Genomic DNA, 16,870 nt, shown 5'->3' on the forward strand with positions numbered 1-16,870 from the left:
GCCGAAAACCCGCCGGAGCGAAGCGGAGGCCAAAAACACAGGGCCAAGACCGGGCGCCCTTGACCGGTCTTGGCTGGTGGCGGGACGAGGTCTCGCCACCGGCTTTTCCTGGGAGACCGCCGCTTTGGGCGGTGATTTCTAGCTGGCTACTGCGCTGCTGCGTCCAGCCACCTGGATCATGCGGCGGAGTTCGGCGTCGAATTCCGCGGCCGCCTCGATGTTGACCAGGTGGCCGGTGGGGAGGGTGAGGAGGCGGTCCAGGGCGCCGGTCTCGGCGAGGAGGTCGGCGATCTCGACCGAATGGACGGTGGGCAGGAGTTTGTCGTATTCACCGGCGATGACGCTGGTGGGGACGGTGATGTGGGATGCCGCGGCGCCGAGGTCCAACGCGGCCAGGTCGCGGGCCACCGCGCCGCGGATCGTGGGACGGCAGGACCGGACGATGGACAGCGCGAACTCGGCCAGTTCGGGATCGCAGTCGGAGGTCATGATGCGGGACGCCAGCAGTTTGCGAGCGATGGCGAATCCGGGCAGCGGCACGGGTGCGCCGAAGATGGTCTGCGCAACCCACACCGGGGTCGGCAGGTGTTCGCCGATGACCGGGATGATGGTGGCGCGGCCGGGAATCTGCCGCGCGGCGGTGGTGGCCAGCAGCACCGCCGCGGCCCGCTGGCCGACCTGCTGCGGATACCGCCCGGCCCAGGCCTGAATGGTCATACCGCCCATGCTGTGCCCGACGAGCACGGCCCGCTGACCGGGACGCAACACCGCGTCCAGCACCGCGGACAGATCGTCGGCGAGTTGTTCCCCACCGAACGGCCTTGTGCCCCAATCGCTCTCGCCGTGGCCGCGCTGATCGTAGGCGACGACCCGATACTCCCCGGCGAACGCGTTGATCTGCGGGTTCCAGTACTCGATACAGCAGGACCAGCCGTGGATGAACACGATCACATCGCCCTGTTCGGGACCGTAGGCGTGCACTCGCAGACGAGCGCCATCCTCGGTGACCAGCGGAACGACCTCCGGCGCGGGGTGCGGATCCAACGATACGGTCCGATACTTCCGCGAACGCGATTGTCCGCGATGGGCCGCGACCAGCGCATCGGCGCCGGAACGGAGTCCGGCCACCGCCTCGGGCAGCTTCGCCAGCATGAGCACTCCTTTGTGTCCTCTCGCACACTACCGCGCTAACCGCGGCGCTTGCTAGTGCAAGCACCGCAATCGAACTCCGGCTACGCCGTGGCCTCCCGCACCGTGAACGCACCGCCCAGCACCCGGTCGAGCTCGGCATTGAACGCCTCGGCCGCCTCGACATTGCCCAGATGCCCGGTCGGCAGGACCTCGAGGCGATCGAGCGAACCGGTTTCGGCGAGCATCTCCGCGATCCGCTCGGCATGCACCCGAGGCGTCAGATCGTCGGCGCTTCCGGCGATGACGGTGGTCGGCACGGTCAGCGCCGTCGCCGAACGCCCCAGCGCCAGATCCGCCAGCAACGCCCCGTACAGCGCCCGCACCCGCGTCGGACAGGACCGCACGATGGACAGCGCGAACTCGGCCACATCACCGGTCGAGGCCAGGCTCATCACCTGACGCCGGAAGATCCACCGCACCGGCGCGATCGGCGGGAAGACGAGCGGTGCGCTGAGCAGGAACTTCCCGATCGGAAGCAGTAGCGGCAACGGCAGCGCCCGCAGCGGCGGTACGACGCTCGTCTCCGCGATCAGATCACCGGCGGCGGTGTTGGTCAGCAGCACCGCGGCCGCGCGAGCGGCCACCTGGCCCGGATACCGCCCGGCCCACGCCTGGATCGTCATCCCGCCCAGGCTGTGCCCGACGAGCACGGCCCGCTGACCGGGACGCAACACCGCGTCCAGCACCGCGGACAGATCGTCGGCGAGCAGTTCGGTGCTCAGCGCGCTGGTGCCCAAGGCGCTTCCGCCGTGGCCGCGCTGGTCGTAGGCGATCACCCGGTATTGTCCGGCGAAGGCGTTGATCTGCGGGTTCCAGTACTCGATACAGCAGGTCCAGCCGTGCACGAGCACGATGACGTCGCCGTTGTCGGGCCCGTAGGAATGCACCCGCAGGGCGGTCCCGTCCGGTGCGGTGACCGGTACGACCGCACACGGGGCGCTCGGTGGATCGAAGGCTTGCTCGCCGTAGGTCCGGGCGCGCAGACCGGCGCGATGGGTGCGCATCAGCCCGCGGACGAGATCAACCAGACCCGCGATCGGGGTAGGCAACGTTGCCTGCATCGGAACACTCCCTTGTGTGTTACTTACCGATACAGTAACGCCACCGAGGGAGTGCTTGCTAGTGCAAGCGCTCTACCAGCGCGGACCGCGCTGCACTTCGTCCACCTTCGGCCGGACATCGGCCAGATATACGCCGGTAGCGACGACACCCGCGATGAGCCCGAACATCCCCAGGCTGAACCAGCCCAGCAACGGCAACCCGACCACGGCCGTGGCGACGGCCAGAATCGTGACCCAGATCGGCTTGGTGAGCTTGTCGACCGCCGTGAACGCGTCACGACGCTGACGGATGGCGTGGACCAACGCGAACAGGCAGGCACCCAGTGCGGCGATCTGAATCACCAACATGGTCATGCCGATCAGGGAGTACACACCCTCAATGATAGGAGAAACGCCCCCGCGCAGCCTGACGGTGCGCGGGGGCGTACTCGGAAAACGAGCGCGACGACTACTGCTTGGCGGTGGTCGCGGCTTTCTTCGCGGGCGCCTTCTTGGCCGGGGCGTTCTTGGCGGGAGCCTTCTTGACCTCGGCCTCGTCGGCAGCAGGGGCCTCGTCGACCGGAGCGGCGGGCTCGTGGGTCACCTGGACGACCTCGGCGTCGACGACCGGCTCGGCCTCGGCCTGCTCCTCGGTGCTGCCCAGCAGGCCGCGGGCCTGATCGGACACCTTGCCGAAGACGTCCTCGGCGCGGGTGACGACATCGGAGTAGATGCCCTCGACCTTCTCGAAACGCTCCTCGAAGGCCGGGTTGGCGCGCAGCCGATCCACGGTCTCCTCACCGCGCGAGGCCAGATCCTGGTACAGGTCCACCAGCTGGTGGTAGTACTGGTCGACAGCCTTGCGCAGCTCCTCGGCGGTGAGCCGTTCACGCAGATCGGCCAGATCCTCGGGCAGTTCGTTGGGCAGGCCGGTCAGCCGCTGCCGCAGCGTCTCGAACTGTTCCTGGGCGTCGGCGGGGAGGTTCGCGATGCGCTCGCGGGCCTCGTCCACGCGGCCGGTGACATCGACGGTGGCGGCGCGCTCGCGCACCTTGCCCACCAGGTCGTTGACGGCGGCGTAGAGGGCATCCCCGGCGCCGACGGTCGCGTAGAGCGGTTTGGTCACGGTGAGTGTTGCTTCGGTCATGGTTCGTTCTCCTGGCGTGGCGGAACGGCGGTGGTAGTGCTCGGAACGGCGTTGTCCCTGGTCCCCCCGGGAACGCCCCCCTCGGATTCCGTTGCGTCCCCTGCGAATTCGTTCCCCGCGTTCTCGCGGCAGAACGATTCGTAGATGTCCAGCAGCACCTGCTTCTGCCGCTCGGTGATCACCGAATCGGCCAGCAGTGCGTCCCGGACCGGGCTGTGCGGCCTCTGTTCGAGGTAGCCGGCCCGTATGTACAAGACCTCCGAGGACACCCGCAGACCCTTGGCGATCTGCGCGAGTACCTCGGCGGACGGGTTCCGCAGTCCGCGCTCGATCTGACTGAGATACGGATTGCTGACCCCCGCCAGCTGTGCGAGCTGTCGCAGCGAGACCTGCGCGGCCTCTCGCTGCGACCGGATGAAGCTCCCGATGTCGTGCGCCGCGCTGGCTACGCGGGCCACCTTCTCGCCGAGATCCGCGGACGTCTCCACGGACTCCTCGACTTTCTGCTCGGGACCCTCGGGATCCTGTGCCATCACTCACCTTCCGGCGGTTGTGCGGTCAATTCTAGGACAGGGTGCTAACTCTTGCAAGCACCTCTGTTAGCACTCGTTCGTGAATGCGGCCGGACCTAACCCGACCAGCCGGGGAACAGTAGATGCGACGCGGCGTAGATCACCAATCCGGCGAGCGATCCGACCACCGTGCCGTTGATCCGGATGAACTGCAGATCGCGCCCGGCCTGCAATTCGATCTTGCGACTCGCCTCGTCGGCGTCCCACCGGGCCACGGTATCGCTGATCAGCGTGGCGATTTCGGAGCCGTAGTTCGACACCAGATAGCGCACCCCGCGCTCGAGCCAGCCGTCCACCTTCGTGCGCATCTCGGTCTCGTCGACCAGACGCTGCCCGAGCTGCTGCACGTTCTCGGAGATCTTGCGCCGCAACGTGCTGTGCGGATCGTCGGCCGATTCCAGGATCAACCGCTTGGCCGCCCGCCACGTCGCGCGGGCCATTCCGGTGATCTCCTCGCGGCCCATGATCTCGGCCTTGATCCGTTCGGCCTTCGCGATCATCGCCTCGTCGTGTTGCAGATCGTCGGCGAACTGTTCGAGGAAGCGATTGGCCGCCAGCCGCACCTCGTGATCGGGCTGCGAGCGGATCTTCCAGGTGAATTCCACCAATTCCCGGTAAATCCGTTCGGACAACATGATATTCACGAATTTCGGCGCCCAGGACGGCGCTTCGGTGTTCACGATCCGATCGAGGGTCTCCTGACTGCCCAGCGCCCACTGGTGCGCGCGCTCGGCCAGCAGGTCCAGCAGCGGAGCCTGCCGGTTCTCGGCCAGCAGTTCGGTCAGCACCCGGCCGATCGGCGGACCCCACTGCGGGTCGGCGATGCGCTTGACGATGGTCTGGTCGATGACCTGCTCGACGTCCTCGTCCCGCAGCCCATCGATGGCCGCGCGCAGAATCGTCGAGGATTCCTCCGACACCCGCGCGGCGTGTGCCGGATCGGCCATCCAGCGCCCCAACCGCAGCGAGATCTGCGCCGAATCCACCTTCGCCACCACGGTTTCCGGGGACAGGAAATTCGTCCGCACGAAATTGCCGAGGCTCTCGCCGAGCTGATCCTTCTTCTTCCGGATGATCGCGGTGTGCGGAATGGGCAGCCCGAGCGGATGCCGGAACAGCGCGGTCACCGCGAACCAGTCCGCGAGCGCGCCGACCATGCCCGCCTCCGAGGCCGCGCGCACATACCCCACCCAGTTGCCGCCCGCACCGCGCGAGCCGATCCAGCAACACACCAGATAGACGATCGTCGCCGCGGCGAGGAAGGCCGTGGCGACGAACTTCATCCGGCGCAGATCGCGACGTTTGCCGGAGTCGTCCATCAGGTCGGCGAATGAGGCGGGTGAGTCCCGCCGGTCCGGTCCGGCTGTGGTGTATCCCACTCCGCGAGTCGGTCCGGACGCCCCGTCGGGACCGCTCGGAGCGGGTGCCGCGGGCAGGGTGAGCGAGGTGCCGGTAACGCCTGTCCGCACCGGATCCGGGCCCGTGGACACTGCATCGGCCCCGCGTGAGGCACTGCCGGGAGATTGCTCCATATTTCCATTCTGGTCCGCTCGTCCGAGTCGCACGGTTCGGGCCGCCTTCGGTACGTGGTCGAAGTGGCCTCGGCGAACTCGGAACATCGCCGATCGGAAGGACCTAAGCTGGAGTGGCCCCGTTCCCTACACGAGGAGTCATCCTGTCCACCGAAGCCGCCCTCAACTCCAGCCCGGCGCGTACGGTCCGGGTGGACGGCCGCAAGCGGCGCTGGCACCAGCACAAGATCGACCGCCGCGAGGAATTGGTCGACGGCACCCTGGCAGCGATCCGCAAGCGGGGTGGCGATGTCGGCATGGATGAGATCGCGGGCGAGATCGGCGTCTCGAAAACCGTTCTGTACCGATACTTCTCGGACAAGAACGATCTGACCCGCGCCACCATGGAGCGGTTCATCGAGACCACCCTGATGCCGCGAATCTACGACGCGATCAGCGACGATCTGGACGAATATCAGCTGGTCCGCAACACTTTGGCCGCGTACGTGCACACCGTGGACGCCGATACCGACGTGTACCGGTTCATCATGGGTTACGGCTCCTCCACCGACAAGTCCACGCTGGCGGAGTTCGAGAAACTCTTCGCCGACATCGTCGCCGCGGTCCTGCGCGACAAGGCATTCGGCCGCCACATCGACACCGAGGGTGTCGAGCTGTACGCGTACGTCCTGGTCGGCGGCGTCCAGCTGGCGACGGACTGGTGGATCGGCAATCGCGGCATGTCGGCGGACACCATGCTCGATCACATGACCATGATGGCGTGGAGCGCGATCGAGGGCATGGTCCGCGCGGGCGGCTCCCCCGAACGCTTCAACTCCACCCCGCACAGCCTGCCCGAACCCGACGACGCTTGACCCAGCCCCCGGCATCGGTAAATCTGATGTCGGGTGACCGCGTCGATAAATTCGCAGCAGCACTCGGGTGACATCCGAAGCATCGGCGAAACGCGCATCAACCCGGCGGCAATCCCGCCGCGCCCCACATCCGGCTTGAAGAGCGCGCAGCAGCCCGAGACCTCGGCCCGCTCGGTATCGGCGGCCCGGCGACAAACCCGCCACACACCCGACGACCGGCAGTAACGACCTATAGCAGCAGGGGAGTACATGGGTAACTCACCGGGAACGCCCGAAACCCGACCGCACTCCCAACCGCCGCCCCGAAGCACGAGTCTCCGGGCATCCCACGGCACGCTGAAGTCGCGGAGAGGCCGGCAAGCACATGGGTGAATCACCCGGCAAACCCGAGGATCAGGCGGAGACCGTATCCCCCGTACCTCCTGCGGACGACGTGGATATCTCCCCCGAAGCGGCGACGGATCTGCCCGACCCCAAGGAGCAGAAGGCCCGCAAGCGCGGTAAAGAGATCCCTACGTCCAGGATTGCCCGGGGTACCAAGCTCGGCGTCGCCGTCGCCGGAAATGTGTTGCGCGCCCAGAAGACTCGTCGTTCGATGCGCGGTCGCTCCGAAGAGGTGCGCGCCCGCATGGCCGAGGAGTCCACGATCCGCGCGACCGAGCAGATGGTCATCGTGCTGGGCACCATGAAGGGTGTCGCGATGAAACTCGGGCAGATCCTGTCGGTGCTGGACATGGACGTCGTGCCGACCGAGCACCGGGAACGCTTCCAGCATCGGCTCGCGGTCCTGCGGGACAGCGCGCCGAAGGTGTCCTTCGAGACGATGCGCGAACTCATCGAGACCGACTTCGGCCGCCCGCTGACCGAACTGTTCGCCGAATTCGAACCCGAACCGATCGCCGCGGCCTCCATCGGCCAGGTGTATCGGGCGCGACTGCACGACGGACGCGACGTCGCGGTCAAGGTGCAGTACCCGGGCATCGACGCGGCCGTGCGCGCGGATCTGAAGAATCTGGCCATGTTCCGGCGCATCCTGGCCTCGGCGATGCCGTGGGTGACCCCGGCGGTACTGGACGAGCTGCGCCTGCACCTGGAGAGCGAACTCGACTACACCACCGAGGCGACCACCCAGCGGCAGATCGCCGAGCTCTACGCCGACCACCCGTTCATCGCGGTGCCGGCCAGTATGCCGGAGCTGTCCAGCACCCACGTGCTGGTGAGCGAGTTCTTCCCCGGCCGCGGTTTCGACGAGATCCGCGAATTGCCCGCCGCCGAACGCAATCGGATCGGCGAGATCGTCTACCGCTTCTACGTGGGTTCGCTCTACAACTTCAACGAGTTCTGCGGCGACCCGCATCCGGGCAACATCCTGCTCGGCGAGGACGGCCGGGTGGCCTTCCTGGACTTCGGGCTCTACAACCTGATGCGCCCCGCCGACGTGCAGTTCGAGCTGACCTGCATCCGCGCCGCCGCCGAGGATCGCGCGGAGGATCTGCGTACGCTGATGATCGATCACGGCATCATCGATTCGCCGGAGGAGGTGACGGCCGAGGAATGTCTGGAGTACTGCCTGTCCGCGATCGAGTGGGCGCTGCTGGACGAGGATCTGACCATCACCCCCGAACTGGCCAGCGGCGCGGCCGTGCTGGCGATCGACCCGCGCGCCACCGAGCACGCCGGGATGAAGCAGCAGACCCTGCCCCCGGAACATCTGTTCTCCCGGCGCGCGGATTTCATGACGTTCGGAGTGCTCGGACAGCTACAGGCCACGAACAACTGGCATCGCATCGCGCGGGAGTGGATCTACGGCGACGCGCCGGTCACCGAATTGGGCAAGGCCCATCAGGCATGGCTCGCCCAGCGGCCCACCCCCGCGCCGACCACCAGGACATCCACGCCGAAGTCCGGAAAACGACGCAGCAAGGCGTGATTCGTAGAGGAAAGGCCCATGACCGCGGAGAACACCGAGAACACCCCGGACCGGGAATTCGACCTCGTGCTGTACGGCGCGACGGGTTTCGTCGGCACGCTGACCGCACGGTATCTGACCGAGGCGGCGCCCGCGGGCGCACGCATCGCACTGGCCGGGCGGTCGGCGGACAAACTCGCCGCGGTGCGCGCGGACCTCGGCCCGGCGGCCGCGACATGGCAACTGCTGGTTGCGGATTCGTCCGATCAGGCTGCGCTGGACGACCTCGCCGCACGCACCAAGGTCGTGGTCACCACGGTCGGCCCGTATCTGCGCTACGGCCTGGGGATGGTTCGCGCGTGCGCCGCGGCGGGCACCCACTACGCCGATCTGACCGGTGAGCCGCTGTTCATCCGCGACTGCATCGATCAGTTCCACGACACCGCGGCGGAAACCGGCGCGAAGATCGTGAATTCCTGTGGCTACGACTCGATTCCGTCGGATCTGAGCGTGTTCCGGCTGTACCGGCGCAGCGTCGAGGACAACACCGGTGAGCTCACCGACACCACGCTGGTCGCCTGGCTCAAGGGCGGTACGAGCGGCGGCACGATCGATTCCGGACGCGCGATGATGGAGCAGATCGCCGAGAATCCTTCCCGCGGAGCGATTCTGGCGCATCCGTATTCGCTGAGTCCGGACAAGACGATGGATCCGGATGTGGGCCGGCAGAGCGATCAGACGCTGCAGCGCGCCTCGACGATCGATCCGAGTCTGCGGGGCTGGGTCGCGACGTTCGTCATGGCCGGTCACAACACCAAGATCGTGCGTCGCACCAACGGTCTGCTGGGGTGGGTGTACGGCAAGAACTTCCGGTATCGCGAGGTGATGAGCGCGGGCAGCTCTGCGCTGTCCCCGCTGGTGGCGGCCGGTATCTCCGGCGGTGTGGTGGCGACGATGACCGCCGGAGCGCTGCTGTCGCGCATTCCGCTGGGCCGTCGGCTGCTCGATCGCCTGCTGCCCGCACCGGGTACCGGGCCGGACGAGAAAGCCCGCAGCAGCGGCTGGTTCACCATGAAGACGTTCGCGCACACCACATCCGGTGCGAAGTACGTGTGCACCTTCGCCGGTCAGGGCGATCCCGGCTATCAGGCGACCGTGGTGATGCTGGGCGAGTCCGGACTGTGCCTGGCCTTCGACGAGCTGCCCGAACTCGCGGGCGTGCTGACTCCCGGTTCGGCGATGGGCGATCCACTCACCGACCGGCTGCGCACCGCCGGCATCACGATCGACGTCGCGCCCGCCTGACTTCGCACAACCTCATTTCACACGACCTGTTTTCAGCACCAACAGATTTCGAAAGAGCTACCCGATTGAACTTCGCTCGACGCCTGATGAACCATCCCGCCTTCGCACTCGTCTACGAAAGAGTCTGGCGTCCGACGAGTTTCTTCCTGGTCTCCGGACGGACCATGGGGGCCGACCGCGCCGACGCGGTACGCGCCCTGCGCCTGGACCGACCTCGCACCGTGCTCGACATCGCCTGCGGGCCAGGCAATTTCACGCGCCACCTGAGCGAGAAGAACGCACCCGGCGGCCACGCGGTCGGTATCGACTTCTCGGTCCCGATGCTGCGGCAGGCCCGCGCCGACAACACCGGCCCGGATGTGAGCTACGTCCGCGGCGACGCCCGGCGACTCCCGTTCCCCGACGGAAGTTTCGACGCGGTCTGCTGTTTCGGTGCGCTGTATCTGATTCCCGATCCACTGGTCGCGGCGCAGGAGATGGTCCGGGTACTGGCTCCCGGTGGTCGCATCGCGATCAGTACCAGCTATCGCTACCGGAACCGGTTCGGCCGGGCGGTGTGCGCGGCGATCAGCGCGATCATCGGGGTGCGGTTCTTCGACAACGACGTATTTCCCAAGCTGTTCGTCGAAGCCGGGCTGGTGGACGTCGAGCAGCAGGTGCACGGCCTGCTGCAATATCTCAGCGCGACGCGTCCGGAGTGAAAGATATTCCGCGGCACCGGGATTGGACGAGTCGCAGATCACATCCGAGAGCTGTTCGCGGGAGGATTACCGTCCGGTAGTGTCCCGATGGACCCGCCGGAGCTCCGCGGAGGCAACCATCATTCTCATCCCACCACGTCCCCGCGCACGCATAGGCCGCGCCTAGTGCGCTGGGTTCTCACTCCGGACGAATTCGCCCACGTCTGGACCACCGAAACCGGCCTGGACTTCCGGCCCTACCCGGTCAACGCGGCCATCCCGGCCACACCCGCACCCGGTCTGCGTCAGCAGTACGCCCGCAACACCGATCCCGATCTGGCCGCCGCACTGCTGCTGTGCGCGCGCACCGATCTCACCACGCTCACCGTCTCCGGCGAGCGTTCCACCCCCGGCGCCGCACCAGAACGAATTCTGGCCTGCGCCGCGGTCATGCTGACCCACGCCGCGATCCTGATCGCGCGGGGCGAGTCGATCGTGGTGATGCTCGTTCCCGCACAGGCGATCGGCGAACGGCTCGTCGAGGTGATCGGCTCCGCCCCGGCCGGGCGCACCGCCGCGATGCGCGAGGCGCAGCGCGCCGTGCTGGTGAGCGGCCGCCATCCCATCCCGGCCGGTCCGGCCCGATTCCAGCGCGCGCTGCGGGCGCCGGTGGACTCGCGCGGCATCGTCACCGTGACCACGGCCCCGCACAATCCGGCCCCGCCGACGACCCGGCACCGCACCTGGCTCGACGTCGCGGGCGACGGCCGTTATCTGCTCACCACCGCCGACCAGCTGACCCTCACCCCGGTCGACGACGACGCGTTCGCCGCCCAGCTGCGGCAGCTGGCCGGTCTGCACTGAGCAGACCTCCGCACTGACACGCGCCCATCTGGGTCGACCCGCGCCCGCGGACGTTCATACTGCACATATGCCCAAGTCCCCCTGGTCCGTTCCGGTCACCGAAGCACTGCACGCGAAGGGCGTGCGGATCGCCGACCTCGACACGAATGCCACCCCAGGATTCCGCGGCGACAAGAAATCCGGCGAACTGCTGCTCGAGGAGCGCCGCGCGGTGCTGTCGGGACTGCAGGAGAAGCTCTACGCCAACGGCCGTTCCGGCGATCCGCGCAACATCCTGCTGGTACTGCAGGGTATGGACACCGCGGGCAAGGGCGGCATCGTGCGGCACGTGATCGGCTCGGTGGATCCGCAGGGCGTGGATCACGCCGCCTTCGGCGTGCCGACCGAACAGGAACGGCGGCACCACTATCTGTGGCGGATCCGCAAACAGCTGCCGCGCGGCGGGCAGATCGGTGTGTTCGACCGTTCGCACTACGAGGACGTGCTGGTGGTGCGGGTGCACGAACTGGTGCCGCCGGACGTGTGGGGCAAGCGCTACGACGAGATCAACCGCTTCGAGCGCACCGTCGCGAACGGCGGAACCACCATCGTCAAGGTGGCGATGTTCGTCTCCCTGGACGAACAGCGCAAACGCCTCACCCAGCGCCTGGACCGGCCCGACAAATACTGGAAATTCGATCCGTCCGACATCGATGAGCGCGCCTACTGGCCCGCCTACCAGAAGGCCTACCAGGCCGTACTCGATCGCACCTGCACCGATTACGCGCCCTGGTACGTCATCCCGGCCGACCGCAAGTGGTACTCGCGGCTCGCGGTCACCGAACTGCTCATCGACGCCCTCGAACGCCTGGATCTCAACTGGCCGCCGGCACGCTTCGACATCGAGGAACAACGCCGGCGCCTGGCCGAACTCTGAACGGCCGCACTTGGAGTTCGTCACCGGAAATCGGGGCCCGTCACCGAGAGTTCACACACCTCGAGGAAGAAATCTCGGGATGCTCTCAGGTTCACCCGCAATCATGTGGTCCGAACGCCCCGTGACGGCCGACGGCCCGTACCATCGGGGCGGCACGGCTGTCGGACCAACACAGGAAAGGCGTGGTGAACTCCGAGGTGAGCAAGAATCCGCGTGGTAAGAACTCACTCGCCGCGGTGAAGGGTGGCGATCGCACCCGCACGATCCTGATCCAGGTGGCCGTCGTGGTCGTCCTGCTCGCGCTCATCGCCGCCATCGCGATCAGCATCGCGATCAAGCATTCGAACAATGTGAAACGGGATGCCGCGAACCGTCCGGCGGTCACCGCGCCCGCCTCGCCCGACGGCCTGACCGGATCGATCACCGACAAGGGCGCGATCCGCATCGGCAAGCCCGGCGCGAAGGCCACCGTGCGCGTCGTCGCCGACCTGCAGTGCCCGGTGTGCAAGCAGTTCGAGGCGGCCAACGGCCAGGTCCTGAGCGACGAGGTGAACAACGGCAACATCGCAGTCGAGTACAACGTGATCTCGTTCCTGGATCAGAATTCGGGCGGCACGCGCTACTCCTCGCGCGGCGCGAACGCGGCCTACTGCGTCGCGGACGCCGACCCGTCCAAGTTCCAGGCCTGGCTCAGCGCGATGTACCAGCAGCAGCCCGAGGAGGGCGCCGGCGGCCTGCCGGACAGCAAGATCATCCAGATCGCCACGGCCACCGGCATCACCGATCCCTCGGTGGCCAAGTGCATCACCGACGACAAATTCGACGCCTACGTGCAGAAGAGCACCCAGGACGTGTTCAGCACCGGCATCAACGGCACGCCGACCGTCTTCGTGAACGGCACGAAGGTGCAGACCCAGGATGCGCTGTTCACCCCCGGCGGGATGAAGAGTTCGATCGAGGCCGCACTCAAGTGATCTCCGTACCACCTCGTACCGCGTGGCTGCTGCTGGTCGGCACCGTCGCGGGCTGGATCTCCTCGATCGTGCTGACGGTCGACGATTTCAAGCTGCTGATGAATCCGGCCTACGTGCCGTCCTGCAACATCAACCCGATCATCGCGTGTGGTTCGGTGATGGCGTCCAAGGAAGCGCACGTGTTCGGATTCCCGAATCCGATCATCGGCGTGGTCGGCTTCTCGGTCGCGGTGACGATGGCCGTACTCGCGGTCGCGGGTGTGGCGCTGCCGCGGTGGTTCTGGGGTGGGCTGTGGCTCGGTCTCGTGGCGGGCATGGTGTTCATCTGCTGGCTGATCTTCCACACGCTCTACCGGATCGGCGCACTGTGCCCGTACTGCATGGTCGTGTGGGCGTTCACGCCGATCCTGCTGGCCTCGGTGACCAGTCAGATCTGGGGTAATGCCCGGGGTGCGCTGCGGATCGTGGTGGAGTGGCGCTGGACCTTCGTGATCGTGTTCTACGCGATCGTGCTGGTGATGGTGTTCCTGCGCTTCCAGACCTACTGGACGTCGCTGATCTGAGTCGTTGCCGTCCCCTGGCCTCGATCGCCCTCAGTTGGGCGGACCCGAGGCCAGGACGACGGCGACCACGCGCCGCGAGCCGTCCGGTTCGGTCAGGTCCAGACGCACCGTGTCATCCGGTTTGCGGACGTTGAGCACGTATTTCAGCGTTTTCGCCGAGGAGACGGGATGTCCGTCGACGGCGGTGATCACCTCGCCCACGGTGAGTCCGGCGGCATAGGCGGGAAGTCCGTAGATGCTCACGTCGACCCGGGCGCCGCCGATGGCCGCATCCGAGGTCAGCACGCCCAATGTCGCGGTGGGACCGATGTGCACGGTGTCCGTGGGTGCGCCGGAACGGATCTGCCGCACGATCTCCATCGCCCGATCGATCGGCACCGCGTAGCCGGTGGCCCGCCCGTCGGTCCTGGTCAACTCCCCCGACGCGGCGGTCACCACGCCGACGACCGCGCCGCTGCGATCCACCACCGCGCCGCCGGACTGCCCGGAGGCCACCGGCGCGTCCAGTTCGAGCATTCCGGTCAGGGCCTTACGACTCAGATCGGCGGCGTCGCGCGCGACGATCGAGGTGTTCAGGGAGGTCACGGTGCCGGGCTCCGCGGTGGGATGTCCGGTGCCGCCCGCATTGCCGATGGCCATGATCTGATCGCCGAGGCGCAGAGCCGACGACGCGCCCAGGCGGACGCTCGGCAGTCCCTCGGCCCCGTTCAGCGAGAGCAGTGCGATATCGGCGGTGCTGTCGTAGCCCAGGACGGTCGCCGGGAATTGCGCACCCGTGCCCACATCGCCGACGGTGATGACCTCGGCGCCCTTGACCACGTGATGACTGGTCAGCACCTGCCCGTCCGCGGACAGCACGATGCCCGAACCCGCCGCCCCCATGCCGGTCGGCTCGATCGAGACGTTGATGTTGACCAGTTCCGGCTCCACTGTCCGGGCGATCGCGACCGGATCCATCGGCGGCAGCGGCGGCGGCGCGGTGGTGGTCTCGGTGACCTCGGGTCCGGTCACCCAGTGCGGCAGACCACCCTGTAACCCCAGCGCGACGACCACCGCGAGCAGCACGGCCAGCACGCCCGCGGCCGTACGTCCGGTCCTGCCGACCCGACCGGGCACATCAACGTTCCCCACGTCATCGTTCTGCGGCCGCTCGTCGGACATGGGCACTCCCGCCTCGTGCGCGCCCCTCGGGCGTCGGCGTTTGTGTTTTCATGTGTACCACCCAGTGTTCGAACTACGCTCCCCTTCCGCGAGAGGTATTCGGGCCATTGTGCGATCGGAACCTTCTGCGGCCGATCAGGACTGGTGATTCAAAACCGCGATGCCGAACATGAAGGCCGTGCCCGCGACCGTGCAGAACAGGGTGAGCCGGGAGGGGTGTCCGGCGTGCGCCTCGGGCAGGATGTCGGCGGTCGCCAGGTAGAGCAGGAATCCGGCGAAATAACCGAGATATAGTCCGGTCGCCTCGGGGGGAACCCGGATGAGCGTGCCGATCGTCGCGCCGGCCACCGGGGCCAGCGCGTCCAGGGTCAGCAGCAGCAGGGCGCGGCGGCGGGCGTTGCCGTAGAGGGTGGTGATGGTGAAGGTGTTGAACCCGTCGGCGAAGTCGTGACAGATCACCGCGATGGCCACCGCCGTGCCCACCCCCGTGCCCGCCTGGAAGCTCAGCCCGATGCCGAGGCCGTCCAGGGTGCTGTGGAAGATCAGCCCACCCGCCGCGAGCAGGCCCACCGACTCGAAACCGTGTGTATGCGCACCGAATTCGAATTCGTGTGCGGTGTGTATGGCCACCGCGCGCTCGATGATGTGGATGGTCAGGAAACCCACCACCGCGGCCACCAGCGCGATCGGCACCCCGGCGATGGACTGCGGGGTCTGTTCGAGCGCCTCGGGCAGCAGATCGAACGGCACCACACCCAGCATCACCCCCGCCGCCAGTCCCAGAACGGCGTGTTTGCGATCCCCGATCCGCACCGCGACGAGACCACCGATCAGTGTCGAACACATCGACACCAACGCCACCAGGATCGCCATCGGTCCAGCATGTGACATGTGCGGGCACACCCGGCGCACATGCTACCGGCGAGTTCGCCGACGTTTTGCAAAGCTAAGGATGCAAGAGTAGGCATGAATTCATGACCACTGCCGCGGCATACGCCCTCTCCACTCCTGACGGCCGGTTCGAGAAGACCTCTATCGAACGGCGTGAACTCGGCCCGCACGATGTGCTCATCGACATCAAGTACGCGGGCATCTGCCACTCGGACATCCACACCGCCCGCAACGAATGGCACCGCACCAGTTACCCCTGCATTCCCGGACACGAGATCGCGGGCGTTGTCGCCGGGGTCGGCACGGCGGTGACCCGGCACAAGGTCGGCGACCGCGTCGGCGTCGGCTGCATGGTCGACTCCTGCGGCAAGTGCGGCTCGTGCCTGGCCGGCGAGGAGCAGTATTGCACCGGCGGCGGCACCATGACCTACAACACCCGCGTCTCCGAGGAGTTCCAGCCCGGCGGCACCACCTACGGCGGTTACTCCACCCAGGTCGTGGTGACCGAGAATTTCGTGCTGGCCATTCCGGAGGGCATCGGCCTGGACGTGGCCGCGCCGCTGCTGTGCGCGGGCATCACGCTCTACTCACCGCTGCGGCACTGGAATGCCGGTCCGGGCAAACAGGTGGCGATCATCGGCATGGGCGGACTCGGACACATCGGGGTGAAGATCGCCGCGGCCCTCGGAGCCGAGGTGACGGTGCTCAGTCAATCGCTCGGCAAACAGGAGGACGGCCGTCGTTTCGGCGCACAGCACTACTACGCGACCTCGGACGAACAAACCTTCAAGGATCTGCGCGGACGTTTCGATCTGATCATCAACACCGTGTCGGCGAATCTGCCGATCGACAACTACATGCGACTGCTGAATCTCGATGGCACGCTGGTGATTCTGGGCCTGCCCGACAAACCGCTGTCGGTGCAGCCGTTCACGCTGGCGAATTTCCGGCGTTCGCTGGCCGGTTCGATGATCGGCGGTATCGCACAGACCCAGGAGATGCTGAATTTCTGTGCCGAACACGGGATCGGCGCGGATATCGAGGTCATCTCCGCCGACGGAATCGATGCAGCTTATGAGCGCGTACTGGCCAGCGACGTCCGCTATCGGTTCGTGATCGACGCCGCCACCATGTGATGTCCGGACCGGTCGAATTCTCGCCGCGTGCGGTTCGACCGGTCCACATCGCTTTCGCAACCGAATGGCTATCACTCGCGCACACGCGCTGTAATCGATTGTGGCGCAATATTTCAATACCGATGTGATGCTCAT

Annotated in this window: 17 protein-coding genes; 9 read left to right on the top strand and 8 right to left on the bottom strand. The window is 66.9% G+C overall.

Annotation, left to right across the window (positions count from 1 at the left end):
* Window positions 1–138: 138 nt before the first annotated feature.
* The 6 genes from ON40_RS29865 to ON40_RS29890 form a co-directional block, all read right to left on the bottom strand.
* Window positions 139–1,152, bottom strand: a complete 1,014-nt coding sequence (locus ON40_RS29865; RefSeq protein ID WP_040828208.1) for an alpha/beta fold hydrolase — start codon at window positions 1,150–1,152, stop codon at window positions 139–141.
* Window positions 1,153–1,232: 80 nt separating this feature from the next.
* Entirely contained in the window at window positions 1,233–2,252 is a 1,020-nt protein-coding gene (locus tag ON40_RS29870) for an alpha/beta fold hydrolase (RefSeq protein ID WP_040828209.1), read from the bottom strand.
* A 72-nt stretch (window positions 2,253–2,324) separates the two neighbouring features.
* Window positions 2,325–2,606, bottom strand: coding sequence for a DUF2516 family protein (locus ON40_RS29875; RefSeq protein ID WP_051193764.1), 282 nt, complete (start codon window positions 2,604–2,606; stop codon window positions 2,325–2,327).
* A 94-nt stretch (window positions 2,607–2,700) separates the two neighbouring features.
* Window positions 2,701–3,378 (bottom strand): hypothetical protein, encoded by a 678-nt coding sequence (locus tag ON40_RS29880; RefSeq protein ID WP_040828211.1) that lies wholly within the window; start codon window positions 3,376–3,378, stop codon window positions 2,701–2,703.
* Window positions 3,375–3,911: a helix-turn-helix domain-containing protein gene (locus ON40_RS29885; RefSeq protein WP_051193732.1), complete on the bottom strand. Its 537-nt coding sequence runs from the start codon at window positions 3,909–3,911 to the stop codon at window positions 3,375–3,377. The genes ON40_RS29880 and ON40_RS29885 overlap by 4 nt, the downstream gene beginning before the upstream one ends.
* Window positions 3,912–4,006: 95 nt before the next feature.
* On the bottom strand, window positions 4,007–5,269 hold the full coding sequence (locus ON40_RS29890; RefSeq protein WP_040828457.1) for a DUF445 domain-containing protein: 1,263 nt from the start codon (window positions 5,267–5,269) through the stop codon (window positions 4,007–4,009).
* A 356-nt stretch (window positions 5,270–5,625) separates the two neighbouring features.
* On the opposite strand from ON40_RS29890, the gene ON40_RS29895 reads away from it, so the two are divergent.
* From ON40_RS29895 to ON40_RS29935, 8 genes are all read left to right on the top strand, one after another.
* Complete coding sequence (locus tag ON40_RS29895) at window positions 5,626–6,336, top strand: TetR/AcrR family transcriptional regulator (protein ID WP_051193765.1); 711 nt, start codon at window positions 5,626–5,628, stop codon at window positions 6,334–6,336.
* 364 nt (window positions 6,337–6,700) lie between these two features.
* Entirely contained in the window at window positions 6,701–8,266 is a 1,566-nt protein-coding gene (locus ON40_RS29905) for an ABC1 kinase family protein (RefSeq protein WP_083896028.1), read from the top strand.
* An 18-nt stretch (window positions 8,267–8,284) separates the two neighbouring features.
* Window positions 8,285–9,550, top strand: a complete 1,266-nt coding sequence (locus tag ON40_RS29910; RefSeq protein WP_040828213.1) for a saccharopine dehydrogenase family protein — start codon at window positions 8,285–8,287, stop codon at window positions 9,548–9,550.
* A 65-nt stretch (window positions 9,551–9,615) separates the two neighbouring features.
* A complete protein-coding gene (locus ON40_RS29915) occupies window positions 9,616–10,251 on the top strand; it encodes a class I SAM-dependent methyltransferase (RefSeq protein WP_040828214.1) in 636 nt (211 codons plus the stop codon).
* Window positions 10,252–10,416: 165 nt separating this feature from the next.
* Window positions 10,417–11,094: an ESX secretion-associated protein EspG gene (locus tag ON40_RS29920; RefSeq protein ID WP_040828215.1), complete on the top strand. Its 678-nt coding sequence runs from the start codon at window positions 10,417–10,419 to the stop codon at window positions 11,092–11,094.
* A 67-nt stretch (window positions 11,095–11,161) separates the two neighbouring features.
* On the top strand, window positions 11,162–12,010 hold the full coding sequence (locus ON40_RS29925; protein WP_040828216.1) for a polyphosphate kinase 2 family protein: 849 nt from the start codon (window positions 11,162–11,164) through the stop codon (window positions 12,008–12,010).
* Between the two features lie 185 nt (window positions 12,011–12,195).
* Window positions 12,196–12,984, top strand: a complete 789-nt coding sequence (locus ON40_RS29930; protein WP_245568051.1) for a DsbA family protein — start codon at window positions 12,196–12,198, stop codon at window positions 12,982–12,984.
* Window positions 12,981–13,547 carry a vitamin K epoxide reductase family protein gene (locus tag ON40_RS29935; RefSeq protein ID WP_040828217.1) on the top strand — a complete coding sequence of 189 codons (567 nt, stop codon included), beginning with the start codon at window positions 12,981–12,983 and terminating at the stop codon, window positions 13,545–13,547. The genes ON40_RS29930 and ON40_RS29935 overlap by 4 nt, the downstream gene beginning before the upstream one ends.
* Before the next feature lie 30 nt (window positions 13,548–13,577).
* Here the strand turns inward: ON40_RS29935 and ON40_RS29940 are convergent, their stop codons facing one another.
* Window positions 13,578–14,708, bottom strand: coding sequence for a S1C family serine protease (locus ON40_RS29940; RefSeq protein ID WP_040828218.1), 1,131 nt, complete (start codon window positions 14,706–14,708; stop codon window positions 13,578–13,580).
* Between the two features lie 135 nt (window positions 14,709–14,843).
* Window positions 14,844–15,581, bottom strand: coding sequence for a ZIP family metal transporter (locus tag ON40_RS29945; protein WP_040828219.1), 738 nt, complete (start codon window positions 15,579–15,581; stop codon window positions 14,844–14,846).
* Window positions 15,582–15,682: 101 nt separating this feature from the next.
* On the opposite strand from ON40_RS29945, the gene ON40_RS29950 reads away from it, so the two are divergent.
* A complete protein-coding gene (locus tag ON40_RS29950; RefSeq protein WP_040828220.1) occupies window positions 15,683–16,735 on the top strand; it encodes an NAD(P)-dependent alcohol dehydrogenase in 1,053 nt (350 codons plus the stop codon).
* Window positions 16,736–16,870: the final 135 nt, after the last annotated feature.

The organism is Nocardia jiangxiensis NBRC 101359, from assembly GCF_000308615.1.
Taxonomy (GTDB): Bacteria; Actinomycetota; Actinomycetes; order Mycobacteriales; family Mycobacteriaceae; genus Nocardia; species Nocardia jiangxiensis.